27 protein-coding genes are annotated in these 26013 nt (G+C 72.7%); 15 read left to right on the top strand and 12 right to left on the bottom strand.

The window, feature by feature from the left end; translation table 11 throughout:
- Nucleotides 1–56 precede the first annotated feature (56 nt).
- The gene (locus QCZ28_RS15600) at nt 57–1646 is read left to right on the top strand and encodes an MFS transporter (RefSeq protein WP_279517332.1); all 1590 of its coding nucleotides are present in this window, start codon (nt 57–59) and stop codon (nt 1644–1646) included.
- On the opposite strand, the gene QCZ28_RS15595 is transcribed toward QCZ28_RS15600, so the two are convergent.
- From QCZ28_RS15595 to QCZ28_RS15580, 4 genes are all read right to left on the bottom strand, one after another.
- Nucleotides 1636–2139 carry a hypothetical protein gene (locus QCZ28_RS15595; protein ID WP_030334948.1) on the bottom strand — a complete coding sequence of 168 codons (504 nt, stop codon included), beginning with the start codon at nt 2137–2139 and terminating at the stop codon, nt 1636–1638. The two genes, QCZ28_RS15600 and QCZ28_RS15595, sit on opposite strands and share 11 nt — an antisense overlap.
- An 88-nt stretch (nt 2140–2227) precedes the next feature.
- On the bottom strand, nt 2228–3859 hold the full coding sequence (locus QCZ28_RS15590; protein WP_279517331.1) for a RecQ family ATP-dependent DNA helicase: 1632 nt from the start codon (nt 3857–3859) through the stop codon (nt 2228–2230).
- A 103-nt stretch (nt 3860–3962) separates the two neighbouring features.
- Nucleotides 3963–4913: a TIGR03557 family F420-dependent LLM class oxidoreductase gene (locus tag QCZ28_RS15585; RefSeq protein ID WP_279517330.1), complete on the bottom strand. Its 951-nt coding sequence runs from the start codon at nt 4911–4913 to the stop codon at nt 3963–3965.
- An 88-nt stretch (nt 4914–5001) separates the two neighbouring features.
- A complete protein-coding gene (locus tag QCZ28_RS15580; RefSeq protein WP_256443624.1) occupies nt 5002–5127 on the bottom strand; it encodes a hypothetical protein in 126 nt (41 codons plus the stop codon).
- Nucleotides 5128–5344: 217 nt separating this feature from the next.
- Between QCZ28_RS15580 and QCZ28_RS15575 the strand changes: the two genes are divergently transcribed.
- A complete protein-coding gene (locus QCZ28_RS15575; protein WP_279517329.1) occupies nt 5345–6832 on the top strand; it encodes a glycoside hydrolase family 3 N-terminal domain-containing protein in 1488 nt (495 codons plus the stop codon).
- A gap of 9 nt (nt 6833–6841) precedes the next feature.
- Here QCZ28_RS15575 and QCZ28_RS15570 read toward each other — a convergent pair whose 3' ends face one another.
- Both QCZ28_RS15570 and QCZ28_RS15565 read right to left on the bottom strand, forming a co-directional pair.
- Complete coding sequence (locus QCZ28_RS15570) at nt 6842–7129, bottom strand: GNAT family N-acetyltransferase (RefSeq protein ID WP_279517328.1); 288 nt, start codon at nt 7127–7129, stop codon at nt 6842–6844.
- Entirely contained in the window at nt 7126–8352 is a 1227-nt protein-coding gene (locus tag QCZ28_RS15565) for a cysteine desulfurase-like protein (RefSeq protein WP_279517327.1), read from the bottom strand. The genes QCZ28_RS15570 and QCZ28_RS15565 overlap by 4 nt, the downstream gene beginning before the upstream one ends.
- Before the next feature lie 75 nt (nt 8353–8427).
- On the opposite strand from QCZ28_RS15565, the gene QCZ28_RS15560 reads away from it, so the two are divergent.
- The 7 genes from QCZ28_RS15560 to QCZ28_RS15530 all read left to right on the top strand — a co-directional run bounded on the left by QCZ28_RS15560 (nt 8428) and on the right by QCZ28_RS15530 (nt 12848).
- Complete coding sequence (locus QCZ28_RS15560; RefSeq protein ID WP_279517326.1) at nt 8428–8793, top strand: hypothetical protein; 366 nt, start codon at nt 8428–8430, stop codon at nt 8791–8793.
- 59 nt (nt 8794–8852) lie between these two features.
- Nucleotides 8853–9674 carry a DUF1206 domain-containing protein gene (locus tag QCZ28_RS15555; protein WP_279517325.1) on the top strand — a complete coding sequence of 274 codons (822 nt, stop codon included), beginning with the start codon at nt 8853–8855 and terminating at the stop codon, nt 9672–9674.
- A gap of 83 nt (nt 9675–9757) precedes the next feature.
- Nucleotides 9758–10945: a mechanosensitive ion channel domain-containing protein gene (locus QCZ28_RS15550; protein ID WP_279517324.1), complete on the top strand. Its 1188-nt coding sequence runs from the start codon at nt 9758–9760 to the stop codon at nt 10943–10945.
- Between the two features lie 336 nt (nt 10946–11281).
- Nucleotides 11282–11716 carry a phage holin family protein gene (locus tag QCZ28_RS15545; RefSeq protein ID WP_030338239.1) on the top strand — a complete coding sequence of 145 codons (435 nt, stop codon included), beginning with the start codon at nt 11282–11284 and terminating at the stop codon, nt 11714–11716.
- Nucleotides 11713–12087 carry a DUF3618 domain-containing protein gene (locus QCZ28_RS15540; RefSeq protein ID WP_279517323.1) on the top strand — a complete coding sequence of 125 codons (375 nt, stop codon included), beginning with the start codon at nt 11713–11715 and terminating at the stop codon, nt 12085–12087. Before QCZ28_RS15545 ends, QCZ28_RS15540 begins: the two co-directional genes overlap by 4 nt.
- Entirely contained in the window at nt 12084–12356 is a 273-nt protein-coding gene (locus QCZ28_RS15535; RefSeq protein WP_030338235.1) for a DUF4235 domain-containing protein, read from the top strand. The genes QCZ28_RS15540 and QCZ28_RS15535 overlap by 4 nt, the downstream gene beginning before the upstream one ends.
- A gap of 288 nt (nt 12357–12644) precedes the next feature.
- Nucleotides 12645–12848 carry a cold-shock protein gene (locus tag QCZ28_RS15530; RefSeq protein ID WP_030338233.1) on the top strand — a complete coding sequence of 68 codons (204 nt, stop codon included), beginning with the start codon at nt 12645–12647 and terminating at the stop codon, nt 12846–12848.
- A gap of 121 nt (nt 12849–12969) precedes the next feature.
- Here QCZ28_RS15530 and QCZ28_RS15525 read toward each other — a convergent pair whose 3' ends face one another.
- Complete coding sequence (locus QCZ28_RS15525) at nt 12970–13161, bottom strand: hypothetical protein (RefSeq protein WP_279517322.1); 192 nt, start codon at nt 13159–13161, stop codon at nt 12970–12972.
- A gap of 88 nt (nt 13162–13249) precedes the next feature.
- Nucleotides 13250–14233: an aldo/keto reductase gene (locus tag QCZ28_RS15520; protein ID WP_279517321.1), complete on the bottom strand. Its 984-nt coding sequence runs from the start codon at nt 14231–14233 to the stop codon at nt 13250–13252.
- 83 nt (nt 14234–14316) lie between these two features.
- On the opposite strand from QCZ28_RS15520, the gene QCZ28_RS15515 reads away from it, so the two are divergent.
- Together QCZ28_RS15515 and QCZ28_RS15510 are read left to right on the top strand one after the other, a co-directional pair.
- Entirely contained in the window at nt 14317–15111 is a 795-nt protein-coding gene (locus tag QCZ28_RS15515; RefSeq protein ID WP_279517320.1) for a trans-aconitate 2-methyltransferase, read from the top strand.
- A complete protein-coding gene (locus QCZ28_RS15510; RefSeq protein ID WP_279517319.1) occupies nt 15108–16130 on the top strand; it encodes an adenosine deaminase in 1023 nt (340 codons plus the stop codon). The genes QCZ28_RS15515 and QCZ28_RS15510 overlap by 4 nt, the downstream gene beginning before the upstream one ends.
- 234 nt (nt 16131–16364) lie before the next feature.
- On the opposite strand, the gene QCZ28_RS15505 is transcribed toward QCZ28_RS15510, so the two are convergent.
- Nucleotides 16365–17768: a HAMP domain-containing sensor histidine kinase gene (locus tag QCZ28_RS15505; protein ID WP_279517438.1), complete on the bottom strand. Its 1404-nt coding sequence runs from the start codon at nt 17766–17768 to the stop codon at nt 16365–16367.
- A gap of 29 nt (nt 17769–17797) precedes the next feature.
- Nucleotides 17798–18487, bottom strand: coding sequence for a response regulator transcription factor (locus QCZ28_RS15500; protein ID WP_279517318.1), 690 nt, complete (start codon nt 18485–18487; stop codon nt 17798–17800).
- Nucleotides 18488–18560: 73 nt separating this feature from the next.
- Between QCZ28_RS15500 and QCZ28_RS15495 the strand changes: the two genes are divergently transcribed.
- Nucleotides 18561–19481 carry an ADP-ribosylglycohydrolase family protein gene (locus tag QCZ28_RS15495; RefSeq protein ID WP_279517317.1) on the top strand — a complete coding sequence of 307 codons (921 nt, stop codon included), beginning with the start codon at nt 18561–18563 and terminating at the stop codon, nt 19479–19481.
- Nucleotides 19482–19707: 226 nt separating this feature from the next.
- Here the strand turns inward: QCZ28_RS15495 and QCZ28_RS15490 are convergent, their stop codons facing one another.
- On the bottom strand, nt 19708–20655 hold the full coding sequence (locus tag QCZ28_RS15490; RefSeq protein WP_279517316.1) for a DUF1775 domain-containing protein: 948 nt from the start codon (nt 20653–20655) through the stop codon (nt 19708–19710).
- A gap of 188 nt (nt 20656–20843) precedes the next feature.
- Between QCZ28_RS15490 and thrS the strand changes: the two genes are divergently transcribed.
- Nucleotides 20844–22853 carry a threonine--tRNA ligase gene (gene thrS, locus QCZ28_RS15485; RefSeq protein ID WP_279517315.1) on the top strand — a complete coding sequence of 670 codons (2010 nt, stop codon included), beginning with the start codon at nt 20844–20846 and terminating at the stop codon, nt 22851–22853.
- Between the two features lie 273 nt (nt 22854–23126).
- Here the strand turns inward: thrS and QCZ28_RS15480 are convergent, their stop codons facing one another.
- Nucleotides 23127–23855, bottom strand: a complete 729-nt coding sequence (locus QCZ28_RS15480) for a D-Ala-D-Ala carboxypeptidase family metallohydrolase (RefSeq protein ID WP_279517314.1) — start codon at nt 23853–23855, stop codon at nt 23127–23129.
- A gap of 175 nt (nt 23856–24030) precedes the next feature.
- Between QCZ28_RS15480 and QCZ28_RS15475 the strand changes: the two genes are divergently transcribed.
- Together QCZ28_RS15475 and QCZ28_RS15470 are read left to right on the top strand one after the other, a co-directional pair.
- Nucleotides 24031–24543 (top strand): HIT domain-containing protein, encoded by a 513-nt coding sequence (locus QCZ28_RS15475; RefSeq protein WP_209444630.1) that lies wholly within the window; start codon nt 24031–24033, stop codon nt 24541–24543.
- A 244-nt stretch (nt 24544–24787) separates the two neighbouring features.
- Nucleotides 24788–25846 (top strand): aldo/keto reductase, encoded by a 1059-nt coding sequence (locus QCZ28_RS15470; protein ID WP_279517313.1) that lies wholly within the window; start codon nt 24788–24790, stop codon nt 25844–25846.
- Nucleotides 25847–26013: the final 167 nt, after the last annotated feature.

Genomic DNA, 26013 nt, shown 5'->3' with positions numbered 1-26013 from the left:
TTCTGCGTATGGTCTACGCATAACAGCGTACGACATACGCAGAAGGGGAACTGATCATGAAGACCACCACCACACCGGCGGCGCGCGCCGGCCGACGGGAGTGGATCGGGTTCGCGGTGCTGATGCTGGCGCTGCTCCTGGTCTCGATGGACGTGTCGGTGCTCTACTTCGCCGTCCCGTTCATCAGCGCGGAGCTGCGCCCCAGCGCCACCGAGCAGCTCTGGATCTTCGACATCTACGGTTTCGTGCTGGCCGGGCTGCTCATCACCATGGGCGCTCTGGGTGACCGGATCGGCCGACGCCGGCTCCTGCTGATCGGTGCCACCGCGTTCGGGGCGGCGTCGCTGCTGGCCGCGTACGCCGACAGCACCGCGACGCTGATCGCCGCCCGCGCCCTGCTCGGCGTCGGTGGGGCCACCCTGATGCCCTCGACGCTGGCCCTGGTGCGCAACATGTTCCACGACGCCAAGCAGCGCGGCACCGCCATCGGCGTCTGGACCGCCACCCTGACCGGCGGCATCGCAATCGGCCCGGTGCTCAGCGGCATCCTGCTGGAGCACTTCTGGTGGGGCTCGATCTTCCTGATCAACATCCCGGCGATGCTGCTGCTGCTCCTGCTCGCCCCGCTGCTGGTGCCCGAGTTCCGCAACCCGGCGACCGGGCGGTTCGACCTGATCAGCGCGGCGCTGTCGCTCGGCGCGCTGCTGCCGGTGATCTACGGCATCAAGGAGATGGCCCGCGACGGCGTCAGCTTGGTGCGGGTGCTCGCCATCGTCGGCGGTGTGCTGGTGGGCGCGCTGTTCCTGCACCGGCAGCGGACCCGGGCGTACCCGATGGTCGACCTCGCGTTGTTCCGCCGTCGCGGCTTCGCCGGGTCGCTCGCGGTCAACCTGCTGGCGATGTTCGCCCTGGTCGGATTCGCCATCTTCACCACCCAGCATCTCCAGCTGGTGCTCGGCCTGAGCCCACTGCGGGCGGCACTGTGGAGCCTGGTGCCGTCGCTCGCGGTGGGTGGCATCGCGCCGGCCGCCGCGGCGCTCGCCCAGCGCGTCGAGCGGGCCTACCTGATCGGCGCCGGGTTCGGGATCGCCGTGGTCGGCTTCGCGGTGCTGACCCGGGTCACCCCGGAGACGCCGCTGTGGCTGCTGCTCGTCGGCGCCAGCGTCTACGCGGGCGGCCTGGTGATGGTGATGTCGCTCGTCACCGAGCTGGTCCTCGGCGCGGCGCCGCCCGAGCAGGCCGGTGTCGCGTCGGCGCTGACCGAGTCCAGCAGTGAGCTGGGCGGCGCGCTGGGAATGGCGATCCTGGGCAGCGTCGGCGCGGCGGTGTACCGCCGCGAGATCCTCGACGGCCTGCCCCCCGGGTTGCCAGTGGACACCACCGACGCGGCCCAGGAGACCCTGGGCGGTGCGCTCGCGGTCGCCCAGGGGCTGCCGGCGAACATGGCCGACGCGGTGCTGCACGCCGCCCGGGTCGCGTTCACCGACGGGCTGCACCTGGCCGCGTACGCCGCCATGGCGGTGATGCTGCTGGGCGCCGTCACCGCGCTGGCCGCGCTGCGCGGCGTCCGACCGGCCGACTCCGCGGCGTTGGCCGCCGAGCCGACCGGTCCGGCCGACCCCTCGTTGTCGTCGGTCAGTCGATGAGCACGTGCGCGAGCCGGTCGCGGAAACGCCGCTCGGAGTCGCTGACCGACTCGCCGCCGATGCCCAGCAGCCCACCGCTGGAGGCGGCGCCCACCACCTGCTCGGCGATCTTCACGAGCCAGTGCTTGTACGCGCCGGCCTCACCCTCGTCGACCCGCGCGGCCAGCAGTTCGGCCGCCTGGCCGGCCCGCAGCAGCACGTCGTCCAGGTAGGCCCCGGGGTCGGCGGGCGCGATGACCGGCAGCTCCTCACCGGTCTCCGGGTCGCCGACCCGGGTGACGATCTCACCGGCCACGGCGGCGACCAGCGGGCTGGCCGACTCCCGGCCGGCGGCGATGGTCTCCAGCCCGGCCGCGTTCTCCGCCATGGTCCGGCGGGTGCCGTCGGACTCGGCGGCGCTCGCCGCGGTCAGCACCGACTGCGGGAGGCCGACCAGCAGCCCCCACTCCTCGTCGGAGAACCCGAACCCGGTGTACGCCGGCTGCTCGATCACGGCAACGCCCCTTCCGCCCTGCTCTGCTTGATCAATCGGTGCTCTGCTTGGTCGATCCACCGGGCCCGACACCGGTGCCCGGGTCAGGCTAGTCCAGGGTCAGCAGGCCCTGTTCGGACACCACGCGCACCGACAACGTCTTGTACCCGACCTCATCGAAGAGAACCGTCATCTTGTCGTCCTCGTAGGAGAGCACCATGCCCTGCCCCCACTCCGGGTGCCGCACCTGGCTGTGCACCGGGAACGGCCCGACCGCGCCCTGGTCGGCCACGCTGGTGCCGTTGTGGCAGTTGTCGCAGTGCCCGCAGACCTCCGTCATCTGCTCACCGAAGTAGGCCAGCAGGGTCTGCCCGCGGCAGGACCGGGTCTCGGCGAAGGCCCGCATCATGTCGGTGCGGGACCGGGTCACGGTCTGCTGGCGCTCCGCCTCGGCCAGCGCGGCCGCCGCGGCGTCGGCCGGGGTGGGGGAGTACCGGGGCGCGCCGACGCGCTGCCGGGCGCGGGGCTCGGCCGCGCCGATCTGCTCCAACAGGGAGAGATACTGGCCCAGCTTGCGCGGCCCGAGGCCGGTGCTCTCGCGCAGTTCGGTCTTGGTGGCCGGCTTGCGGCGCAGCAGCGCCGCGAGGTCGCGCAGCTCGTTCTCGTCGGGCAGGCCGCCGCTGAAGAACCGTTGCAGGCCCACGTCCTCGGCCTGCCAGAGCAGCAGCACCCGGGCCGGTTGCCCGTCCCGGCCGGCCCGGCCGATCTCCTGGAAGTAGCTGTCCGGTGAGTCCGGCAGCGCCATGTGCACCACCCAGGCGATGTTCGGCTTGTCGATGCCCATGCCGAACGCCGACGTCGCCACCATGATGGGGACCTGGTCGGCGAGGAACGCCTCGTGCAGTTCGGCGCGCGCGCCGGCCGCCATCCCACCGTGGTAGAACTGCGCCGGGAAGCCGGCGTCGGTCAACCGGGTGGCCAACTCCTCGGCGGCGCGACGGGTCGGCACGTAGATGATCCCGGGCCGCTCGTCGTCCTGGAGCAGCGCGATCAGCCGCCGCCACCGGTAGTCCTCGGTGGGGCAGTGCGCGACCTCGACGAACAGGTTCGGCCGGTCCAGCCCGGAGACCACCACCTCCGGCTCGCGCAGCCGCAGCCGGGCGATGATGTCGTCGCGGACCGGAGGGGAGGCGGTGGCGGTCAACGCCACCACCGGCGGTCGGCCGATGCCGTCGATGAGGTGCCCGAGCGCCAGGTAGTCGGGGCGGAAGTCGTGGCCCCACGCCGAGATGCAGTGCGCCTCGTCGATCGCCACCAGCGCCGGCTTCAGCGCGGCGACCTCGGCCATCCGTTCCGGGTTGCTGAGCTGTTCCGGGGTGATGAAGAGGAACTCCGCCCGGCCCTCGCGGACCTCGGTGATCGCCTCGGCCTGCTGGGTGGGCGACTCGTTCGAGCTGATCCGCACCGCCCGCAGCTCCGGGCGTTGCCGCTCGTTGAGGGAGGCGATCTGGTCCTGCTGGAGAGCCAGCAGCGGGGAGATCACCACTGTCGGGCCGGGGATCAGGCTGGCCGGGATCTGGTAGATCGCCGACTTGCCGGCGCCGGTGGGCAACACCACCAGGGCGTCGCGTCGCTTCATCACCGCGCGCATGGCGGCCAGTTGGTTGGGCCGCAGCGCCTTCCAGCCGAAAAGGCTGCGGGCCGCGCGGCGCAACGTCATCGAGTGCGTGGACAGTTTCATCGAGGGCCGGAGGTACCCGAGCCCCGGACCGCCGAAACGCGTTCGGACGATCATTGGCCGGGCACCTGCCGTGCCCTCGATCACCGGCCCGCCGGCGGTCGCGTCAACGCAGCCGGGGCAGGACCTCGCGCTGGTAGAGGTCGAACAGTCCCTGGTGGTGCGGACCGGTGTTGGCCACGTAGACCTCGTCGAAGCCGGCCTTGGCGTACTTGTCGATCATTTCGAGGTGCGCGTCGGCGCTGTTGCCGCAGACGAACGCCTCCTTCAGCATCTCCGGCCTGACCAGCTCGCTGGCCTGCTCGAAGTGCTGCGGCGAGGGCAGCACCTGGGACAGCTCACCGGGCACCCCGGCGTTGGGCCAGCGCTCGTACGCGATCCGCATCCCCTCGTCCTCGCTGTCGGCGTACGCCGCCTTGAAGCCGGCCTGGCACGGCTTGTCGCCGCCGCCGTTCTCGCGGAAGCGCCGGACCATCTCGCCGTCGGGCATGGTGCTGACGTAGCCGTCGCCGATGCGGGCGGCCAGGTCGATCGACTTCGGTCCGAAGCCGGAGACGTAGATCGGCGGGGGAGCGTCGGGCAGCGTGTAGATCCGGGCCTGCTCCACCGTGTAGTGCTTGCCGTGGTGGCTGACGAAGTCGCCGCCCCACAGCGCGCGCAGCACCTCGACGGCCTCCTCCAGCATCTCCAGCCGGACGTCGGCCTGCGGCCAGGCGTCGCCGAAGATGTGTTCGTTGAGCGCCTCGCCGGTGCCGACGCCGAGCACGAACCGTCCGCCGTGCAGCACCGCGCTGGTCGCCGCCGCCTGGGCGATCACGGCCGGGTGGATCCGCACCGTCGGGCAGGTCACCGCCGTGGTCACCGGCAGCGAACAGACCTGGCTGAGCGCGCCGATCATCGACCAGACGAACGGGCTCTGGCCCTGGGCGTCCACCCAGGGGTGGTAGTGGTCGGAGATCCACAGCGCCTCGAAGCCGGCCCGTTCGGCACCGCGCGCCTGCTCCAGCAACTCGGCTGGCGTGAACTCCTCACTGGACAGAAAGTATCCGATCTTCATGGCCTACCCCTTCGGCGCGCGGACTGCTGATGGGCAGAGCCGTACCCCGGCGGGGCCGGGTCACACCGGTGCTCGCCGTGGGCCGGGGTCAGCGTCGACCGAACATCGCCCGGATCGCGGCGAGCAGCAGCAGAGCGCCGACCACCAGGCCGAGCAGTCGTACGCCGGGGATGTCGGCCGGGCTCGTCGCGTCGGCCAGCGGGACGGGATCCATCCCCGCACTCTCCCCGGGGAGCGGGCCGGCAGGCAACTGTAAGGTTTATTGACTATTGAATCGCTCAGTGTGACCATGGCAGGACCGCCTGCCGGTGGCGGTGCGCCGAGGGCGCGTGAGAGATGGGGTACGGGGGCCGCATGAGCGAGCGCAACCAGCGGATCGACGGGGGCGCACCGTCGTCGGCGATCGACGTCGACCACTGCGAGGGGGTGCGGTGACCACGACCACCGGGCACCTCCCGGCGCTCGCCGCCGCCGTCCTGCAACCCGGCTTCGTCGGCACCACCCCACCACCGTGGGTGTGCCGCTGGCTCGGCGACGGCCTCGGCTCGGTGGTGCTCTTCGCCCGCAACGTCGTCGACACCGAGCAGGTGGCCGCGCTCACCGCGACGCTGCGCGCGGAACGGCCGGACGTCATCGTGGCGATCGACGAGGAGGCCGGCGACGTCACCCGGCTGGAGTCGGTCCACGGCAGCTCCCGGCCCGGCAACTTCGCCCTCGGCGCTGTCGACGACCCGGCGCTGACCGAGGCCGTCGCCCGGGACCTCGGCGTCGAACTGGCCGCGGCCGGCGTCACCCTCAACTACGCCCCCGACGCCGACGTCAACTCCAATCCGGCGAACCCGGTGATCGGTGTCCGCTCCTTCGGCACCGACCCGACGCTGGTCGCGCGACACACCGCCGCCTGGGTCCGCGGGCTCCAGGCCGGCGGCGTCGCGGCCTGCGCCAAGCACTTCCCCGGGCACGGCGACACCCGCGTCGACTCACACCACGACCTGCCCCGGATCACCGCCGACCGGGCCCGGCTGGACGCCTGCGAACTGGCCCCGTTCCGCGCCGCCGTGGCCGCCGGGGTGCAGGCGGTGATGACCGGTCACCTGCTGGTGCCCGCGCTCGACCCGCAGCTGCCGGCGACGCTGAGTCAGCGCATCCTCGGTGGCCTGCTCCGCGACGAGCTGGGCTTCTCCGGCGTGGTGGTCACCGACGCGGTGGAGATGCGCGCGGTCGCCGACCGGTACGGCTTCGCCGGTGCGACGGTCCGCGCCCTCGCCGCCGGTGCCGACGCGATCTGCATCGGCGGCGAACGGGCCGACGAGCAGGCCGTCCGCGAGCTGCGCGACGCCATCGTGGCCGCCGTCATCTCCGGCGAGTTGCCCGAGGAACGGCTCGCCGAGGCCGCCAAGCGCGTCGGTCAACTCGCCGCCTGGACGGTGGCCGCCCGCGGCGCCGGCTCCGCCGCGGCGCGCGCCGCCGACGTCGGGCTGGTCGCCGCCCGCCGGGCCGTCCGGGTCACCGCCGCCCCGGGTACGACGGGCGCGCTGCCACTGACCAGCGCCGCACACGTCGTCGAGTTCGAGCCGCTGCGCAACATCGCCATCGGCGCCGAGACCCCCTGGGGCATCGGCGGGCCGCTGGGCGAGCTGCTGCCCGGCACCAGCACCGTCCGCTACGCCGAACCCGACGTGCCGGCGGACCCGGGCGCCGGGGCGGGCACCCGCCCGTTGGTCCTGGTCGTCCGGGACCTGCACCGGCACGACTGGATGCGCGCCGCCGTGCACCGCGCGCTGGCCGCCCGCCCGGACGCGGTGGTGGTCGAGTTGGGCGTGCCCGAGCTGGTCACCGGGGCGGTGCACCTGGCCACCCACAGCGCCACCCGGGCCAGCGGACGGGCCGCCGCCGAGGTGCTCACCGGCGCCCGCTGACCCGCCCGGCTACGGGAGGTCGGCGACCAGGTCGGCGTACTCGGGGTGCTTGTCGATGAACGCGGCCATGAAGGGGCACTGCGGCACCACCGTGGCGCCGCGCGCCCGGAGCTGGTCCAGCGTGCCGCGGATCAGCGCGCCGCCGACCCCCTTGCCCTGAAAGCCCCGGTCCACCTCGGTGTGGGTGAAGACCAGGACCTCACCGCGCATCAGGTACGCGGTGTAGGCGGCCAGCGCGTCGTCGACCAGGATCTCGAAACGGTGCTTCGCCGGGTTGTCCTCGACCAGGGTGCTCATCCGGCCATTCTCCCCGCCGCGTCGGCCAGCGCGTCGAGTTCGCCGAGCAACAGGTCCACCTCGTCGGCGGTGTTGTAGTGGTAGATGCTGGCCCGCACCGCGCCGCCGCTGTCGCGCAGACCCATCAGCTGGAAGTACTCGTAGGCGTAGTAGTCGCCGACGGAGAGACAGAGCCCGGCGGAGCCCAAGGCCTCCTGGACGGCCGCCGGTGACATCCCGGCGACCCGGAACGAGACCGTCGGGCAGCGCCGGGCCGGCGAGCCGTAGACGGTGACCGCCGGGCGCTGCGCCAGCCCGCCGAGCAGCCGGTCCAGCAGCGCCTCCTCGTGGGCCTGGGCGGCGGCCAGCCCGGCCCGCAACCGGGCCCGCCGGTCCCCGACCGCGTCCGGGTCCAGCCCGGCCAGGTGATCCACCGCGGCGGCCACCCCGGCCAGCAGCGGGAAGCTCGGCGTGCCGTACTCGAAGCGCTCCGGCGCCGCGTCGGAGGACGGCAGCAGCTTCGCCGGGCGCAGCGTCGCCCAGAGAGCGGGGTCCGCCACCATCGCCGCCAGGTGCGGCCCGGACCACTTGTAAGCGCTGGTGACCAGCACGTCGGCGCCCAGCGAGGTCAGGTCGGTCGGGACGTGCGGCACCGAGTGCACCCCGTCGACGTAGACCAACGCGCCGACCGCGTGCGCGGTCTTGGCGATCGCCGGCACGTCCGGCATGGTGCCGATGGCGTTGCTGGCGGCGGTCACCGCCACCAGCCGGGTCCGCCCACCGACCAGGTCGGCGTACTGGGCGGCGGGCAGCTCGCCGGTCTGCCGGTCGATCTCCGCCCAGCGCACCGTCGCGCCGGCCGCCTCGGCGGCCTGCACCCACGGCCGCACGTTCGCGTCGTGGTCGAGCCGGGAGACCACCACCTCGTCACCCCGGCGCCAGGTCGCGCCGAGCGTGCGGGCCATGGTGTACGTCAACGCTGTGGCACTCGGGCCGAGCACCACCCCGGCCGGGTCGGCGCCGAGCAGGTCGGCCACCGCCGAACGGGCCTCGGCCACCAGCTCCAACGACCGGCGGCCGGCCACGTTGGCGGCGCTGCGGTTGCCGACCGCCATCCGCATGGCAGCGGTGACCGCGTCGATCACACCGGCCGCGGTCTGGGTGCCGCCGGCACCGTCGAAGTGGACGAAGCCCTCGGTCAGGGCGGGGTACGCGGCCCGGGTACGGGCGATGTCGAACGGCATGTCCCGGACCCTAGCCGGGGTGCTCCGGGCACTCGCCGCCGCCCGGCGTCGCGTCCGTCTCGTACCCTTGGCGGGGTGACGAACCGACCCGCCACCATGCCCATGCCCTCCGTCCGCCGCGCCGCCGGTCTCTTCGCCGGTCTGGCGCTCGGCCTCGCCGTGCTCGCCGGGTGCAGCTCCCAGGGCGCCTCCACCGACTGTGGGCTGGACGCCTGCACCGTCACCTTCGAGCGGGGTGTCGACGCGAGCGCCACCATCCTCGGCGTCGAGGCCAAGCTGGTCGGCGCCGAGGGCGACCAGGTGACAGTCGAGGTCGCCGGCGAGCAGTTGACCCTCACCACCGGGCAGCAGGCCACCGAGGCCGGCGGCTTCGCGGTGACCCTGGACAGCGTCACCGACCAGCAGATCAAGATCCGCGTATCGCGTAACCCGGGGAGCTGACCCGGGCGGGCGGCGGTGGCCGACGTTTGGAAATCTTCGTAAACGGAGATTGTGGCGCCATGTCACTTACCCGTAACGCCGAAGCCACCGCCTCCCGTACGGCGGACAGCCGGTGGCTGGAACTCCTCGCCCGGGCCGGCTTCATCGGCTACGGCATCGTGCACCTGCTCTTCGCCTGGCTGGCGTTGCAGATCGCGTTCGGCACGTCGTCCGACGACGGCGACCAGTCCGGCGCGCTGCGTACCCTCTCCCAACAGCCCCTCGGCAAGTTCCTCGTCATCGCCGTCGCGATCGGCCTGCTCGCGATGGCGATCTGGCAGGGACTGGAGGCGGCGGTCGGGCACCGCGCCGAGCGCGGCAAGGAACGGGTCACCGAACGGGTCGCGTCGGCCGGCCGGACCATCGTCTACCTCTACTTCGCCTGGACCGCCTTCAAGGTCTTCTCCGACGCCGGGTCGAACAGCGCCGACCAGCAGGAGGCGCTGACCGGCAAGCTGATGACCTCCAGCGGTGGCCGCTGGCTCGTCGGCCTCGCCGGCCTGGTGCTCGCCGCGATCGGTGTCGGCCTGGTCATCTACGGCATCCGCAAGAAGTTCGAGAAGCACCTGAAGACCGGTGAGATGAACCCGAAGACCCGCCAGCTGGCCCGCCGGCTGGGCATGGCCGGGTATGTGGCCAAGGGTGTCGCGTACGGCATCGCCGGTCTGCTGGTCGTCGTGGCCGCGGTGAACTACGACCCGGAGAAGGCCCGTGGTCTGGACGCCGCGCTGCACACCCTGCGCGAGCAGTCGTACGGCACGTTCCTGCTGACCCTGGTCGCACTGGGCATCGCCGCCTTCGGCGTCTACTGCTTCCTCCAGTCCCGGTACCGCAAGGTCTGAACTGGTCGAATCCTAGGCCGTCGGGCACTCTTGGGCTTTTGCCCGGAGTGCCCGACGCCTGGTTGAAGGGGAGCACCGAAGCCGTGCAGAACTATCTCGAAACGGCCGTCGCCGCGCTCGTCGCGGCGGCGGTCGCCCTGTTCCTGGTCGAGGTCGTCCACCGGTTGACCCGGCGGTTCGGTCGCCGGTCACTGCTGTTGACCGAGTTGACCGAGCACGCGCACCGCCCGTTCCAGGTCGCCGCGACGGTCCTCGCCGTGCAGTTCGCCGTCCGCTTCACCACCGGGTACGCGGTGGGCGAGGGCTGGCGGCGGCTCCTGCTGCACCTGCTCATCCTCGGCGTCATCGCCACACTGGCCTGGCTGGTCGCCTGCCTGCTGGTCGTCGTGGAGGACACCGCGCTGGCCCGGTTCCGGGTCGACGTGCCCGACAACCGGCACGCCCGGCGGGTACGGACCCAGGTGGTGATGCTGCGCCGACTGACCATCGCGGTGATCGTCATCCTGACCGTCGGCGTGATGCTGATGACCTTCCCCAGCGTGCGGGGTATCGGCGCCGGTGTGCTGACCTCCGCCGGTGTGGTCGGTGTGGTGGCCGCGCTCGCCGCGCAGAGCCTGCTCGGCAACGTCTTCGCCGGCCTCCAGCTCGCCTTCAGCGACGCCGTCCGGCTCGACGACGTGGTCGTCGTGGAGGGGGAGTGGGGGCGCATCGAGGAGCTGACCCTCAGCTACGTGGTGGTGCAGATCTGGGACGACCGACGGTTGATCCTGCCCACCTCGTACTTCACCAGCAAACCGTTCCAGAACTGGACCCGGACCGAGGCGGCGGTGCTCGGCACCGCCGAGTTCGACGTGGACTGGGCGGTGCCGGTGCAGACCATGCGTGAGGAGCTGCGCCGCCTCGTCGAGGGCACCGAGCTGTGGGACGGGCGGGTCTGCGTCCTGCAGGTCACCGACGCCACCGGCGGGACGGTGCGGTTGCGCGCGCTGGTCAGCGCCGCCGACGCGGGCAGTCTGTGGGACCTGCGCTGCCTCGTCCGGGAGCACCTGGTCGCCTGGATCCGGGACAACCGCCCGACCGCGATGCCCCGACTGCGCACCGAGCTGGGCGACTCCAACAGCAACCTGTCCTGGCAGTGGGTGCAGCCGCGGCGCCCGGCCCGGCGTCCCTCCGACACCGAGGCGCCCGACGACGCCCGTGTCTTCGGCGGCAGCGACGACGGCGACGCCCGCAGCGAAGCCTTCGTGGGCCCCGACGAATCCCGCCAGTAGCGCCCCGCCCGCCCCCGCCCCGCCCCCACCCCGCCAGACCCCGACGATCATGGGCTTGACGGGTTGCGTACGCCTGATTTGTCCCCGCCAACCTCATGATCGCCGCTGCGGGGGCGGGGCGGGGGCGCGCCGGGAGAGGGGTCCGTTGGCGGAGGTTTGGTCGGGCTTGGGTGGGGGATGTGCTGCCGGACGTCTCTGGCGTGATCGCGGCGGCTGTGGCCGCGTATCGGCGGCGCGGCGTGCGGACAAGACCGACGGTGCGCCGCTTGCCGCGCTTTAGGATTGACGAGCGGCGACTCCGGGCATACAGCGCGGTGATGAGGAAAGGAGGACAGCATGGCTGACGTGGCGAAAGCCCGCACATCCCAGAATGGGAGCGAGCCCTCCACCGCCGAGTTGGTGCAACGAGCCACCGAGCAGATCTCCCGCCTCGTGCGGGACGAACTGACGCTGGCCCGAGCGGAGTTGACCCAGAAGGGTAAGCACGCGGGCATCGGGATCGGCCTGTTCGGCGGCGGCGGCGCGCTCGCGTTCTTCGGCCTGGGTGCGTTGGTCGCCACGGCGATCCTGCTGCTCGACCTGGTGTTGCCCGCCTGGGCCGCGGCACTGATCGTGGCGGTGGCCTGCTTCCTGGTGGCCGGCATCCTCGCCCTGGTGGGCAAGAAGCAGGTCAGTCGTGCCGTCCCGCCGGTCCCGGCGGCCACGGTCCGCAGCCTCCGGGCAGACATGGACACCGTCACCGCCGCGGTGAAGGACAGGGGGCGGCAATGACCGGCAACGGGACCGGCGACACGGAGGCGCTGCGCGAGGAGATCCGTCGCACCCGGGTCGAGCTGGGCGAGACGATGGAGGCGTTGGCCGCCAAGGCCGACGTCAAGGCGCGTCTCAGGGAGTCCGCCGAGCAGGCCAAGGAGCGGATGCGTGAGCAGGCGGCGCAGACCGTCGCCCGGGTCCGCGGGCAGGCCGTGCGGGGCGCCGGGATGGCGCGGGCGCGGGCCTACGAGAAAAGCGAGCTGGTACGCGCACAGGCGTACGACAAGGGCGAGTTGGTGCGCCGCAACCCGATGCCGTGGGCGGCCATCGCGGCCGGTGCGGTGGCCACCGTTGTGGTGTTGATGATCGTGCGGGGGAGGCGTAGGTGAGTAAGAGCATCGGCAGGGTCGCGTACCGGCCGGTCGGCGTGTTGATGGGCATCGCCGCGGGCGCGGTGGCCGGGGCGATCTTCCGGCAGGTCTGGAAGGTCACCGCGGGCGACGGTGAGGCGCCCAACGCGACCGACGAGGATCGCGGCTGGGGCGAGATCCTGGCGGCCGCGGCATTGCAGGGCGCCATCTTCGCGGTCGTCCGGGCCGCCGTGGACCGGGGCGGCGCGGTCGGCGTACGCCGGATGACCGGCAGTTGGCCGGACTGACCAGACAGCGACGTCAGCCCCCTTCCCGCATCGATGGGAAGGGGGCTTTCGCTTGGCATCGCCCGCCACCCGGCACACCTGAGGCATCCGTCAGGTCACATGTCGGAGAAATTCGTCGGAGAGGTCGTGACAGACTTTTTGCGTCCGTGATTTGCTGGTCCCCGCTGTTGCGAGATGGCGTGGGTTGAGAGAAGTCTCCTTCGTGGGGCCGCCTCAGGCACCGCTGCTCAAAAACGGCCAATCGGCCGGACGGCGTGCACGGCCGCCAGTTTTTAGAGGGAGATACACATGGCTCAGGGAACCGTGAAGTGGTTCAACGCTGACAAGGGCTTCGGCTTCATCACCGTCGATGGTGGGGGTGCTGACGTGTTCGTCCACTTCTCGGCCATCCAGACCAGCGGCTACCGCTCGCTGGAGGAGAACCAGCGGGTGGAGTTCGAGATCGCGCAGGGTCAGAAGGGCCCGCAGGCCGAGCAGGTCCGTCCCATCTGAGTAGGACGGCCGGCCCCCGCCGGCCAGTGGGACGATCCGGCCCAAGGGTAACTGTGCAGCCCCGCATCCCATCGGGATGCGGGGCTGCACACGTGTTCGGGCTCCCCAGTGGAGCGGGCGCTCAGCGTCGACGCGAGCGCAGACCGAGCCAGAGCACCACCAGCCCGGCCAACGCCACGACCGGACCGATCACCGCCCAGATCTTCTGGTCGGTCATCACGCTGCCGTCGACGTAGCCGAGGCCCTGGACCGTCCACACCGCGCCGATCACCACGGCCAGCAGGCCGAGGGTGAGCGGAAGCCAGCCCCTCATCGCGTCCCCTCTCCGCCGCCCGGGGCGGCACGCCGCCGTCCAGCATCGCCGGCCGGACGGTGCGACGCGAGCACCCCGGGCGCGCGGGTCACCACCGGTCGTGCACCTGCGGGCGGATCAGCTCGTCGTAGGTCTCGCGGACGGCCGTCAGCTGCTCGTCGGTGAGCGGGGACAGGGCGGCCGCAGCGGCGTTGCGTCGGGCCTGGTCGGCGTCGCGGGCACCGGGGATGACCACTGTGACGCCCGCCTGGTCCAGCACCCAGCGCAGCGCGAACTGCGCCATCGTGCGGTCCGCGTCGACGAGCGGGGCCAGCCGGCGTACGGCGGCCAGACCCCTGTCGAAGTCGACTCCGGAGAACGTCTCCCCGACGTCGAAGGCCGCGCCGTGCCGGTTGTAGTTGCGGTGGTCGTCGGCGGGGAACTCGGTGTGCTCGTCGTAGCGGCCGGAGAGCAGGCCGCTGGCCAGCGGCACGCGGGCGATGATGCCGACACCGGCTGCCGCCGCGGCGGGCAGTACCCGCTCCAGGGGCTTGTGGCGGACCGCGTTGAGGATGATCTGGACGCTCGCCACCCCCGGTCGGGCGATCGCGGTGAGGGCCTGGTCGCAGGTCTCGACGCTGACCCCGTACCCGGCGATGGCCTTCTCGGCGACCAGCGTGTCCAGGCCGTCGAAGACCTCGTCGGAGGAGAAGACCGCGGTGGGCGGGCAGTGCAACTGGACCAGGTCGAGGGTGTCCATGCCCAGGTTGGCCCGGGAGCGGTCGGTCCACTGCCGGAAGTTGGCCAGGGTGTACGCCTCGGGCCGCTGCTCGACGCGGCGGCCCATCTTGGTGGCGACGGTCAGCCCGGCGTCGGGTCGGGTGCGCAGGAAGCGGCCGATCAGCTGCTCGCTGCGGCCGTCGCCGTACACGTCGGCGGTGTCGAGGAAGGTGACCCCGGCGTCCACGGCGGCGGCGAGCACCGCCATCGCGTCGTCCTCGCTGACGGTGCCCCAGTCGGCACCGAGTTGCCACGCGCCCAGGCCGACCGCGCCAACGGTCCGGCCGAGCCGGTTGAAGCTGCGCTGTTCCATGCCCCGAGCCTAGTGATCGGGTTGCCACCGTGCCAGGTGAGCCGTACCGTAAACAGTACGCACGTACGGTTTAGGAGGCGATCATGTGGGATCCGACGGCCTACCTGCGCTTCGGCGACGAGCGGTCCCGGCCGTTCCACGACCTCGTCGCCCGGATCCCGGCCGGGCGACCCCGGGCTGTGGTCGACCTCGGCTGCGGCCCCGGCCAGCTCACCGCCACCCTCGCCGAGCGCTGGCCGACGAGCCGCGTGCTCGGCCTGGACTCCTCACCCGACATGATCGAACGGGCTGCGGCCCTCGGTGCGCCGGTCGACTTCGCGGTCGCCGACCTGCGCGACTGGCGTCCGGCCGGCGACGAGGACGTGGTGGTCAGCAACGCGGCGCTGCAGTGGGTCCCCGGCCACCAGGAGCTGCTGCGCCGGTGGGCCGACGAGCTGCCCGCCGGGGCGTGGCTCGCCATGCAGGTCCCCGGCAACTTCGACGCCGACTCGCATCGCGCCCTGCGGGAGGTCGCCAACCGGCCGACCTGGCGGGCCGACGTCGCCCCGCTGTTGCGCGCCGACCCGGTCGACGACCCGGCCGACTACGCGGCGCTGCTGACCGCCGCCGGCTGCGCCGTGGACGCCTGGGAGACTACCTACGTGCACCTGCTACCGGCCCGACCCGCGGCCGAGCACCCGGTGCTGGTCTGGATGGAGGGCACCGCGCTGCGCCCGGTCCGGGCCGCGCTGGACGCCGCCGGCTGGTCCGCCTTCCGGGCCGAGCTGGGGGTACGGCTCGCCGCGGCGTACCCGGTGCGGCAGGGTCAGGTGTACTTCCCGTTCCGCCGCGTCTTCGTCGTCGCCCGCACCGGCGACCATGTTCAGGAGAACCCGTGACCGACCTGCCCACCTTCATCGCCGGCCTGCCCAAGGCGGAGCTGCACGTGCACCACGTCGGCTCCGCCTCGCCCCGCATCGTCGCCGAGCTGGCCGCCCGCCACGAGGGGCGCACCCCCGTGCCGACCGACCCGGACGCGCTGGCCGCCTACTTCGAGTTCCGCGACTTCGCGCACTTCATCGAGGTGTACCTGAGCGTCGTGGACCTCATCCGGGACCCGGAGGACGTCTGGATCCTCACCCACGAGGTGGCCCGGGAACTGGCCCGCCAACAGGTCCGGTACGCGGAGCTGACCATCACCCCGTACTCGCACGTCCGGCGGGGCATCCCCGCACCGGCGTTCTGCGAGGCCATCGAGGACGCCCGCAAGCGCGCCCAGGCCGACTTCGGCATCGAGATGCAGTGGTGCTTCGACATCCCCGGCGAGGCCGGCCTGCCGGCAGCCGAGGAGACGCTGCGCATCGCGCTGGACGAGCGCCCGGACGGGCTGGTCAGTTTCGGCCTGGGCGGCCCGGAGATCGGCGTGCCCCGACCGCAGTTCCGGCCGTACTTCGACCAGGCCCGCGCCGCCGGGCTGCGCTCGGTGCCGCACGCCGGGGAGACCACCGGGCCGCAGACCGTCTGGGACGCGCTGAACGAGCTGGGCGCCGAGCGCATCGGGCACGGCATCTCCGCCGCCCAGGACCCGCAGCTGCTGACGTACCTGGCCGAACGGCAGATCGGCATGGAGGTCTGCCCGACGTCCAACGTCCGCACCCGGGCGGTGGCCACCATCGACGAGCACCCGCTGCCCCGACTGGTCGAGGCCGGGCTGCTGGTCACCATCAACTCCGACGACCCGCCGATGTTCGGCACCACCCTCAACGACGAGTACGCGGTGGCGGCCCGCCTGCTGGGGATCGGCGCCGAGGGCCTGGCCGGGCTGGCCCGCAACGCGGTCACCGCGTCCTTCCTCGACCCCGCCGGGAAGCAGCGGATCCTCGCGGAGCTCGACGCGTACCTCGCCACCGCCGGCTGAGCCGGTCGCCGGCCGGGCCGGCGAGCAGGGCGCGCGGCGGGAGCGTGGGGTGTGGGGGGACCTGTGGCTCCCGCCGCGCGCGCGGCTCCACCGGCAGTGGGTGCGTGCTGCGCTCGGCCGGTGGAACTGGTGGGTTCGTGCTGTGATCCTGTCAGCCCGCGACCGACGCGAGGCCGTCGTTAACCGCGATCTAAGGAAGACTTGCGCCGGCGCACAGTCCGGGTGCCGGCCGGGTCAGTCGTCGGTGGGGCGCTGGCGGGGCCACCGGCGTCCGCTGGCCTTCGTGTCCCGGGCGTCGCGGGCCATCCGGCCGACCAGACCGAAGCGGCTGACCTGCCGGGGCGTCGCCTCCGGGTCGGCCAGCAGCATCACCACGCTGGCCCCGCCCAGCCGGGCGCGGTCGATGCTCACCGAGCCGTTGGCCTGCAACGCCACCCGCTTGGCGATGTCCAGGCCGAGCCCGGTCGAGCCCTGGTCACTGGCGCCCCGGCGCAGTGCCCGGTCCGGGTTGGCGATGCCGGGGCCGGCGTCGTCGATCCGGATCGCCACGTAACCGTCGCGCCGGGACACCGCCACCTCGAACGCGGTGCCCTGCGGCGTGTAACGGAAGACGTTGCCGATCACCGCGTCCAGCGCCGCGGCCAGCTCGGCGCGCGGCACCGGCGCCGGGATGCGCAGCTGCGCGCCGGTGACCCGGTGCGGCCGGTTCTGGTCACCGGCCAACGCCGCCCAGAACACCATCCGGTCCCGGACCACCTCGCTGACGTCGCACATCGCCGGCCCGGCCTCGTGCGCCACCGCCTTGCGGGTGGTCTTGATCAATACGTCGATCTCACCCTCCAGGGTGACGATCGCCTGCCGGATCCGCCGGATCCCACGCAGCCGGTCCAGCTCGGCCTGGCTGAACGAACCCACGCTGGTGTCGTCGGACTCCAACGCCTCCGCGTCCAACCGCAACACCGTCAACGGGGTACGCAGCCGGTGCGACAGGTCGGCCACCAGCTCCCGCTCGTCGGTGCGGGCGGCGTCCAGCCGGTCGGCCATCCGGTTGAAGGCGTACCCGGCCTCGGCCAGCTCGCGCGGACCGGTCGGCTCGACGCGGACGCCGAGGTCGCCGTCGCCGATGGAGAGCGCCGCCTTGACCAGGCCGCGGGTCGAGTCCACCGCGCGGGCGGCGACCCGGTCGACCACCAGCACCGCCGCGCCGACCATCGCCGCACCGACGGCGAACAGCAGCAGCCAGGTGCCACCGGCGCCCTCGCCCAGCGCGGACTCCGGAAGGAACACCTCGACCACTGCCGTCCGGTCACCGAGGACCACCGGGTCGAGCCGGGCCACCCCGCCGTCGACGTCGACGACCACCGACTGGCGCTCGGAGCGGGCCCGCTCCAGGTCCCCGCCGCCGGCCCGGCCAGCGGACTCGTCCAGCCCCAACCCGTGCACCACGGGTCGGGTGGGTGCGCCGTCGGCGCTGGCCACGACGGCACGCTCGACGACCACCGGGTCGGTGCTCACCGCCAGCGCACCGGTCACCAGCGCGCTGCGCCGGGCCGCGTCGGCGATCGCCTCGTCCCGACTCTGCTCCCGCAGACTGAGGCCGAGCGGGATCAGGAACGCGAGCGCCACCAGGCTGCACATGCCGGCGGTGAGCACCGCCAGCGCCGTCCTCAGTCCGGTGCCACCAGCCGGAATCCGACCCCCCGCACGGTGCGCAGGTAGCGCGGCTTCGCCGCGGACTCGCCCATCTTTCTGCGGAGCCAGTACAGGTGAACGTCGATGGTCTGATCCTCGCCGACCGATGGCTGCCGCCATACCTCCTCCAAGAGTTCCCGGCGGGACACTACCCGCCCAGGTCGCGCGGCGAGATACGCCAACAGGTCGAATTCCTTACGGGTCAGCGCCAGCGACTCCCCGTCGAGCTGGGCGCTGCGCTCGCCCACGTCCACCCGCAGCCCGCCGACGCTGTGCACCGCCGGCTGCACGGACCGACTGGCCCGGCCGGCCCGGCGCAGCACCGTGGTGATCCGCGCGTCCAGGTGCGCCCCGGTGAACGGCTTGACCATGTAGTCGTCGGCACCGGCGCGCAGCAGCTTCACCACCGACTGCTCGTCGTCGCGGGCGGTGGCGATGATGATCGGAATGTCGGTGATGCCGCGCAGCATCCGCAGCGCGTCCGAGCCGTCCAGGTCGGGCAGGCCGAGGTCGAGCACCACCAGGTCGGGTGTCTCCGCGGCAACCCGACGCAGCGCGTCCAACGCCGTACCCACGGCGTGCACGGCATGCCCCCGGTCGGTGAGGGACCGCAGCATCGCGCCGCGTACGACGTGATCGTCTTCGACCAGGAGCACGGAGGCCACGACAAGACCGTACTTGGCCTGGCAAGTTGATCGCGTTGCGACGTGCCTGGCGACCGGGCAAGCTGGTACGACGATGTCGTTCACCCTGTTCGCCGATGCCCGCCTGGCCCTCGCCCGGGACAGCCTCGCCGGTCTCTCCACCGGCGACGCCCTCGGCGCGCAGTACTTCCTGCCGGGGTCGGCGCCGGCGGACGTCGCCGCCGACGCCCTGCCGCCGGCACCCTGGGAATGGACCGACGACACCGAGATGGCCTGCTCGGTCCTCGCCCAGTTGGCCGACTCCGGCGGCATCGACCGGGACCGGCTGGCACTCTCCTTTGCCGAGCGGTGCACCCCGGGCCGAGGCTACGGCCAGGGCGCGATGCTGATCCTGGAACTGATCCGCACCGGCACCCCGTGGCCGCTCGCCGCCGCCTCGGCCTTCGACGGGCAGGGCTCCTGCGGCAACGGTGCGGCGATGCGGATCGGCCCGCTCGGCGCGTACTTCGCCGACTCGACCGCGCGCGCCGCGGCGCAGGCCCGCGCCGGTGCGGAGGTGACGCACGCGCACCCGGAGGGGATCGCCGGCGCGGTCGCCGTCGCCGTCGCCGCCGCGCTGGCCGCCCGGGCCCGCCTCGACGGTCACCGGCCGGCCCCGGAGCGGCTGCTCGCCGGGATCGGTGCCGCGCTCGACCCGGGCACCGCTGTGCACCGGGGCGTACACCGGGCGGCCGAGCTGCTCGGCCGGCCGCTGCCCCGGGTGGTGGCGGCGCTCGGCAACGGCTCCCGGGTGACCGCCCAGGACACCGTCGGGTTCACCCTCTGGGTGGCCGCCACCCACCTCGACGACTATCCGGCGGCCATCGAGACGTGCATCCGGGCCGGTGGGGACATGGACACCACGGCCGCCATCGCGGGATCGGTGGTGGCGGCGTACACCGGCGTCGGCACTCCGGGCGGGGTACCAGAGTCGTGGCTGGCCGCCCGCGAGCCACTACCCACCTGGCTCCCCTGACCCGAGGCCGCCCAGCCCGCGCGGGCCCTCTGACGACGCGGGCTGCCCTGCGCACCGGGGCTGCCGTGCCCGCGCGGGCTGCCCTCCGCAAGATCGACTCGGTTTTCTGTATATCGGGGTGTCCGCGCGGCCCGGTTGCCGCGGTTTTCGGAAAGCCGAGTGGATCACCGCCAAATCGGGGTGTCCGGTCGGTCGGGATGCCGCGGTTTCCGGGAACCCGAGTGGATCACCGCGATGCCGCGGAAACGGCGGGCTGCGGGTCGGCGGGCTGGGGGTCGGCGGGCTGGGGGTCGGCGCGGCCGGTTATTTCGGCCAGGGTCGCGGCCTCGTCGCGCTTCGTGCCCTGGTCCGGGTCGCCGGTGATCTCGGCGAGCGCGATGGCCTCGTCCGGGCCGCGTCGGCGCCACCGGCTGACCAGCCAACCGATCGCCGCGCCGCCGCCCAACCCGGCCAGCAGGCCGGCGGCCAGCATCCCGTCGGCGTTGCCGGACTCGTCGCCGGCGCCACCCGCGCGGGCGGCCGGGTCGCCGTCCACCCCACCGCCCGTGTTGCCGTCGGCACCGTTGCCCCCAGCGGCTGGCGCGCCGGCCGCCGGCGCGCCGTGACCGCCACCGTGTGCGGCCGGTCCGGCGGCGCCCGGGGTCGCCGGGAGCAGGGTGAGCGCCGGGGCCCGCTGCGCGCCGGCGGCGTCCGCCCACCGGACCACGGTCCCGTCGGCGTACGTCTGGACGACCTCGAAGGTGAGCCGCTCGGCCTGCGGCATCGGCCCCATGGAGAGCGCCAACCGGGCCGGGCCGCTGTTGCCCGCACCGACCCGGACCCAGGTCACCGCCGTCGTCACAGTGCTCACCCCGGAGGAGTGGATACCGGCCAGCGGCTTGTCCAGGGTGCGGGAGCTGATCCGGGGCGCCCAGCCGTCCACCGACATGGGGTAGACCTCGGCGACCGGCGCGTCGGCCGGCAGTCGCACCTCGATCTGCTTGGTGGTGGTGCCGGCCCGCTCCGCCGGGACGGTGAACTCCAGCCGTACCGCGTCGCCCTGCCGGGCCTCGGTCGGGGTGATCGTCACGTCCGCCGCGTACGCCGTGCCCGGCCAGAGCAGCAGCCCGGCGGCGGTCACCGCGGTCGCCGCCACGATCCGCCGCCGACGGCCGTCGCCGTGCGTGCTCCCCATCTCGTGCCCCCATCCGTGTCGACGCGGCCGGCACCGGTTCCGGCCACACCTTCTAGTTCGGCTGCGGGGCGCGAAAGGTTCAACGGCGGCGGTAAGGAAGGTGCCCTTCCCGGTCCGGGACACGGCGACCGATAGCATCGGCAGGAGCCGAGGATCGGCACCGTTTCGTACCGCTTGGAGGAGTCACCGTGTCCGCACCCCGTACCCCCGCCGTGGCCGACCCCGTCGTCGTCGCCGCCGGGACCACGGCGGCCGACGCGGTGGCCGCGGCCGGACTGCCCGCGAACGGCCCCAAGGCGATCGTCGTGGTCCGCGACCCGCAGGGCCAGTTGCGCGACCTGGACTGGTCGCCGGCCGAGGAGACCGTCGTCGAGCCGGTCAGCCTGGACTCGCCCGACGGGCTCAACGTGCTGCGTCACTCCACCGCGCACGTGCTCGCCCAGGCCGTGCAGGACATCTTCCCCGAGGCGAAGCTGGGCATCGGCCCGCCCATCGAGAACGGCTTCTACTACGACTTCGACGTCGACAAGCCGTTCCAGCCCGATGACCTCAGCAAGCTCGAGAAGCGCATGCAGGAGATCATCAAGTCCGGGCAGCGGTTCCGTCGCCGCCGCTTCGGCAGCCTGGACGAGGCCCGCTCCGAGTTGGCCGACGAGCCGTTCAAGCTGGAGTTGATCGATGTCAAGGGCGAGGGCCTGGACACCGACGAGGTGATGGAGGTCGGCGGCGGCGAGCTGACCATCTACGACAACCTCGACGCCAAGGAGGACAAGGTCTGCTGGTCGGACCTGTGTCGTGGCCCGCACCTGCCGACCACCCGGCTGATCGGCGCGTTCAAGCTGATGCGCTCGGCCGCCGCGTACTGGCGGGGGTCGGAGAAGAACCCCCAACTGCAGCGGGTGTACGGCACCGCGTGGCCGACCCGCGACGAGCTCAAGGCGTACCTGAAGCTGTTGGAGGAGGCCGCCCGGCGCGACCACCGCAAGCTCGGTGCGGACCTCGACCTGTTCAGCTTCCCCGACGAGATCGGCTCCGGCCTGGCGGTCTTCCACCCCAAGGGCGGCATCATCCGCCGGGAGATGGAGAACTACTCCCGGCAGCGGCACGAGGCCGCCGGGTACGAGTTCGTCAACACGCCGCACATCACCAAGGCGCAGCTGTTCCAGACCTCCGGTCACCTGCCGTACTACGCGGACACCATGTTCCCGCCCATGCAGCTCGAAGGCGCGGACTACTACCTCAAGGCGATGAACTGCCCGATGCACAACCTGATCTTCAGGTCGCGCGGGCGGTCGTACCGGGAGCTGCCGCTGCGGATGTTCGAGTTCGGCACCGTCTACCGGTACGAGAAGTCCGGCGTGGTGCACGGCCTGACCCGGGTCCGGGGCCTGACCCAGGACGACTCGCACATCTACTGCACCCGTGAGCAGATGGCCGGCGAGCTGTCCACGCTGCTCAGCTTCGTGCTCGACCTGCTGCGCGACTACGGCCTCGACGACTTCTACCTGGAGTTGTCGACCCGCGACGACTCGCCGAAGTTCATCGGCGCCGACGAGGACTGGGCGGAGGCCACCGAGGCGCTGCGCACCGCCGCCGCGACCTCCGGCCTGGAGCTGGTGCCCGACCCGGGTGGGGCGGCGTTCTACGGGCCGAAGATCTCCGTGCAGGCCCGCGACGCGATCGGCCGTACCTGGCAGATGTCCACCATCCAGGTCGACTTCAACCAGCCCGAGCGGTTCGGGCTGGAGTACCAGGCCGCCGACGGCAGCCGGCAGCGGCCCGTGATGATCCACCGGGCGCTGTTCGGGTCGATCGAGCGGTTCTTCGGGGTGCTCACCGAGCACTACGCGGGTGCCTTCCCGGCCTGGCTGGCGCCGGTGCAGGTGGTGGGCATCCCGATCCGCGAGGACCACACCGACTACCTGCACGGCTTCGTCGCCGCGCTGCGCGCGGAGGGCATCCGGGCCCAGGTGGACGCGGGTGACGACCGGATGCAGAAGAAGATCCGTACCGCCCAGCAGCAGAAGGTCCCGTTCATGGTGATCGCCGGAGACGACGACGTGGCCGCCGGCACGGTCTCCTTCCGCTACCGCGACGGCTCGCAACGCAACGGGGTGCCGATCGCCGAGGCGGTGACCCACGTCCTGGACGTGGTCACCTCCCGCACCAACGTCGGTCCCTCCGCCGCCGCGGAGTAGCGCAACCGCCGCGCGGCGGGTGTGCGCCTCGCCTGCCCGCTCGCCGCGCTCGTGGTGCTGGCTCGCCGCGCTCGTGGTACTGGCTCGCCGGCATGATCGTGCTCGATCCAGGATGTAGTGGCCTCCCCGGTGCGGGAGGCCACTACATCACTGTTCGAGCGTGATCATGGGATGGCGGCCGGGGGTCGGCGATCATGGGCCCGGGGGTCGGCGGCCGGCGATCATCGGCCGGAGGCGGGGGCCGCCGTGCGGGGCCGGAGGCGGTTTCGGGTGTCAGATGCCGCAGTTCGGCGCTGACCAGCCGCCGACCGCCGCCACGTGGGTGTGGTCGTTGTGGTCCGGGTAGCCGGGGCCGAGGATCTGCCCGAAGCCGTGGTAGCGGGCCTGCTGGGCCAGTCGGCAGAACGACGGGGACCCGACCAGGTCCACCCCGTCGCCGTACAGGTGTCGGCTGTTCGACGCCCCACCGACCGCGCTGTTGCAGGCGTAGCTGCGGAAGCTGCTGCTGATCGCGATGGACACGTCGCCGAGGGCGTGCCGCATGGCCTGGAGTTTCCACATCGACACGAGCGCGTTGAACCGGGCGGTGCTCGCCGAGACCGCGCCGCCGGACCAGTCGCTGTTGCACTTGTTCAGCTCGGGGTAGCTGAAGTTGGCCGGGGTGCAGTCGTCGTCCTGGAGGGCGTAGAGCCGGTTGAAGGTCTGTGGGCCGGCGATCCCGTCCGCGGGCAGCCCGTACGCCTGCTGGAAGCGGATCACCGCCGATCGGGTGGCTGGGCCGTACGCGCCGTCCAGGGTGAGCACCGCGCCGTAGCCGGGGTAGCCGGCGACCCGGATCTGGAGCTGCCGGACGTCCTCGCCGGACGCCCCCTGGGCCAGGGTGCGACCCCAGGTGTAGCAGCCGTCCGCCTGGGCCGCGCCGGCGGTGAGGGTGACGCCGACCACTGTGGTGGTGGCGGTCAGCGCAAGTGCCGCGAGGAACCTGCCGAGCCGTCGGAACATGAAGCCCTCCATCAATGTATGGAAGTACCTGAATGCATGGAAGTTTCATGCCTTGCCGTTGATCCGTCAAGAACTTGCAATGCCCGGTTTCCTGACGGCGGTGTCGCGGCGTGTCCACCGGGCTCCGTAGGATCGGCTCGTGACAGGGGCGGAACGGCACACGGACACCGACGGCATGGCGGACGGCCTGGAGCGGCTCTGGACGCCGCACCGGATGACCTACATCTCCGGCGAGGACCGCCCGGCCGAGGGCTACGAGAAGCCCACCGGCTGTCCGTTCTGCCGAGGGCCCCAACTCCCCCCGGAGCAGAGCCTGGTGGTCGCCCGTGGCGAGCACGTGTTCGTGGTGCTCAACCTCTACCCGTACAACCCGGGCCACCTGCTGGTCTGCCCCTACCGGCACGTCGCCGACTACACCGACCTGGACGTGCCGGAGACCGCTGAGTTGGCCTCGTACACCCAGACCGCCATGCGGGTGATCCGCAAGGTCAGCAACGCCCACGGCTTCAACCTGGGCATGAACCAGGGCGGGGTGGCCGGCGCCGGCATCGCCGCGCATCTGCACCAGCACGTGGTGCCGCGCTGGGGTGGCGACGCGAACTTCATGCCGGTGATCGGCCGCACCAAGGTGCTGCCTCAGCTGCTCGGCGACACCCGCGACCTGCTCGCCCGCGCCTGGCCGTCCTGACCGTCGCCGGCCGCGCCGGGCCGGCTCGGCGGCGTCCGTGGCGGGTTGGCTCGGCGACGTCCGTGCCGGGTTGGCTCGGTGGCGTCCGCTCCGGCCCGGCTGGTCGGCGCGCAGCAGCGAGGCCAGCTCCGACCAGCCGTCGCATGCGGGCGATCACGCCGCACGGTGACCGTCTCCCTGCGCCCGCGTGTCCGCCCGCCGGATCTGCTACGCCCCGACCCGATGAAGGTGGCACGATCGGCCGATGGCAGTCACGACACGGATGTTGGGGCGCAGCGGCATCGAGGTCAGCGCCCTCGGCATGGGGTGCTGGGCGATCGGCGGGCCCTGGGCGGAGGGCAGTCAGCCGCTGGGCTGGGGCGCGGTCGACGACGACGAGTCGGTGCGGGCCGTCCGTCGGGCACTCGACCTCGGCGTCACCCTGTTCGACACCGCCGACGCGTACGGGGCCGGGCACGGCGAACGGGTGCTCGGCCGGGCACTCGCCGGCCGCCGCGACGAGGCCGTGATCGCCACCAAGTGGGGTTACACGTTCGACGAGGCGAGCCGGCAGGCCACCGGGGAGGACGCGTCGCCCACGTACCTGCGCGGCGCGGTGACCGCCTCGCTGCGCCGGTTGGGCACCGACCGGATCGACCTGTATCAGCTGCACCTGGCCGACCTGTCGGTGCCGAGGGCGCAGGCGCTGATCGGGACCTGCGAGGACCTGGTGGCCGAGGGCCTGATCCGGGCGTACGGGTGGAGCACCGACCGCCCCGACCGGGCCGCCGCGTTCGGGCAGGCCGCCGCCGGTGCCACCGCTGTGCAGCACGCCCTGTCGGTGCTGCGCGACGCCCCCGAGTTGCTGGCCGTGTGCGACAAGTACGACCTGGCCAGCATCAACCAGGGGCCGCTCGGGATGGGGCTGCTCACCGGCAAGTACACGGCTTCGTCGACGTTGCCCCGCGACGACGTGCGAGGGTTGGCGCCGGGCTGGTTGGGGTGGTTCCGGGGTGGCCGGCCGGCGCCCGAGTGGCTGCGCCGGGTCGGCGCGGTCCGCGCCGCGCTCACCGCCGACGGGCGCACCCTCGCCCAGGGTGCGCTGGGGTGGATCTGGGCGCGCAGCGGTCGCACCATCCCCATCCCGGGCTGCCGCACTGTCGCCCAGGTCGAGGAGAACGCCGCCGCCCTGCACCGGGGCCCGCTGCCGGGCGACCAGTTCGCCGAGGTGGAGCGCCAGTTGGCAGCCCTGCGCACCGCCGCCCTACGCGACGCCGACCGCCCCCACTGGCCCCGCCCGGCCTACCCCACAGTCCACCCGTAAACCGACCTGCCCCCACCCCCCACCCCCGTCCCGTCGGCCGTGCCTGCGCGCCATGCCCGTCCGCGTCGATCATGGAGTTGTGGTGCCCCGCAAATCGGGCATAGATCGGCCTTCCGCCCACCACAACTCCATGATCGACCCGTGAGTCACCCCAGCCCTCGACGAAA

It is taken from the genome of Micromonospora sp. DH14, assembly GCF_029809455.1.
GTDB lineage: Bacteria > Actinomycetota > Actinomycetes > Mycobacteriales > Micromonosporaceae > Micromonospora > Micromonospora parva.
This window is presented reverse-complemented; position numbering and strand designations above follow the sequence as displayed.

Bases quoted from the DNA above. Each gene is read 5' to 3' on its own strand.
- QCZ28_RS15505 (WP_279517438.1), bottom strand. From the start codon at position 17,768: ATGTGCAGCCTGGTGGCGCTCGCGTTCCTGATCCCGCTCGGCCTCAGT.
- QCZ28_RS15580 (WP_256443624.1), bottom strand. From the start codon at position 5,127: ATGGATCCCGTCCCGCTGGCCGACGCGACGAGCCCGGCCGACATCCCC.
- QCZ28_RS15515 (WP_279517320.1), top strand. From the start codon at position 14,317: ATGTGGGATCCGACGGCCTACCTGCGCTTCGGCGACGAGCGGTCCCGG.
- QCZ28_RS15555 (WP_279517325.1), top strand. From the start codon at position 8,853: ATGTCACTTACCCGTAACGCCGAAGCCACCGCCTCCCGTACGGCGGAC.
- QCZ28_RS15545 (WP_030338239.1), top strand. From the start codon at position 11,282: ATGGCTGACGTGGCGAAAGCCCGCACATCCCAGAATGGGAGCGAGCCC.
- QCZ28_RS15585 (WP_279517330.1), bottom strand. From the start codon at position 4,913: ATGAAGATCGGATACTTTCTGTCCAGTGAGGAGTTCACGCCAGCCGAG.
- QCZ28_RS15480 (WP_279517314.1), bottom strand. From the start codon at position 23,855: ATGTTCCGACGGCTCGGCAGGTTCCTCGCGGCACTTGCGCTGACCGCC.
- QCZ28_RS15490 (WP_279517316.1), bottom strand. From the start codon at position 20,655: ATGGGGAGCACGCACGGCGACGGCCGTCGGCGGCGGATCGTGGCGGCG.
- QCZ28_RS15495 (WP_279517317.1), top strand. From the start codon at position 18,561: ATGTCGTTCACCCTGTTCGCCGATGCCCGCCTGGCCCTCGCCCGGGAC.
- QCZ28_RS15570 (WP_279517328.1), bottom strand. From the start codon at position 7,129: ATGAGCACCCTGGTCGAGGACAACCCGGCGAAGCACCGTTTCGAGATC.
- QCZ28_RS15565 (WP_279517327.1), bottom strand. From the start codon at position 8,352: ATGCCGTTCGACATCGCCCGTACCCGGGCCGCGTACCCCGCCCTGACC.
- QCZ28_RS15475 (WP_209444630.1), top strand. From the start codon at position 24,031: ATGGCGGACGGCCTGGAGCGGCTCTGGACGCCGCACCGGATGACCTAC.
- QCZ28_RS15520 (WP_279517321.1), bottom strand. From the start codon at position 14,233: ATGGAACAGCGCAGCTTCAACCGGCTCGGCCGGACCGTTGGCGCGGTC.
- QCZ28_RS15540 (WP_279517323.1), top strand. From the start codon at position 11,713: ATGACCGGCAACGGGACCGGCGACACGGAGGCGCTGCGCGAGGAGATC.
- QCZ28_RS15590 (WP_279517331.1), bottom strand. From the start codon at position 3,859: ATGAAACTGTCCACGCACTCGATGACGTTGCGCCGCGCGGCCCGCAGC.
- QCZ28_RS15530 (WP_030338233.1), top strand. From the start codon at position 12,645: ATGGCTCAGGGAACCGTGAAGTGGTTCAACGCTGACAAGGGCTTCGGC.
- QCZ28_RS15470 (WP_279517313.1), top strand. From the start codon at position 24,788: ATGGCAGTCACGACACGGATGTTGGGGCGCAGCGGCATCGAGGTCAGC.
- QCZ28_RS15525 (WP_279517322.1), bottom strand. From the start codon at position 13,161: ATGAGGGGCTGGCTTCCGCTCACCCTCGGCCTGCTGGCCGTGGTGATC.
- QCZ28_RS15600 (WP_279517332.1), top strand. From the start codon at position 57: ATGAAGACCACCACCACACCGGCGGCGCGCGCCGGCCGACGGGAGTGG.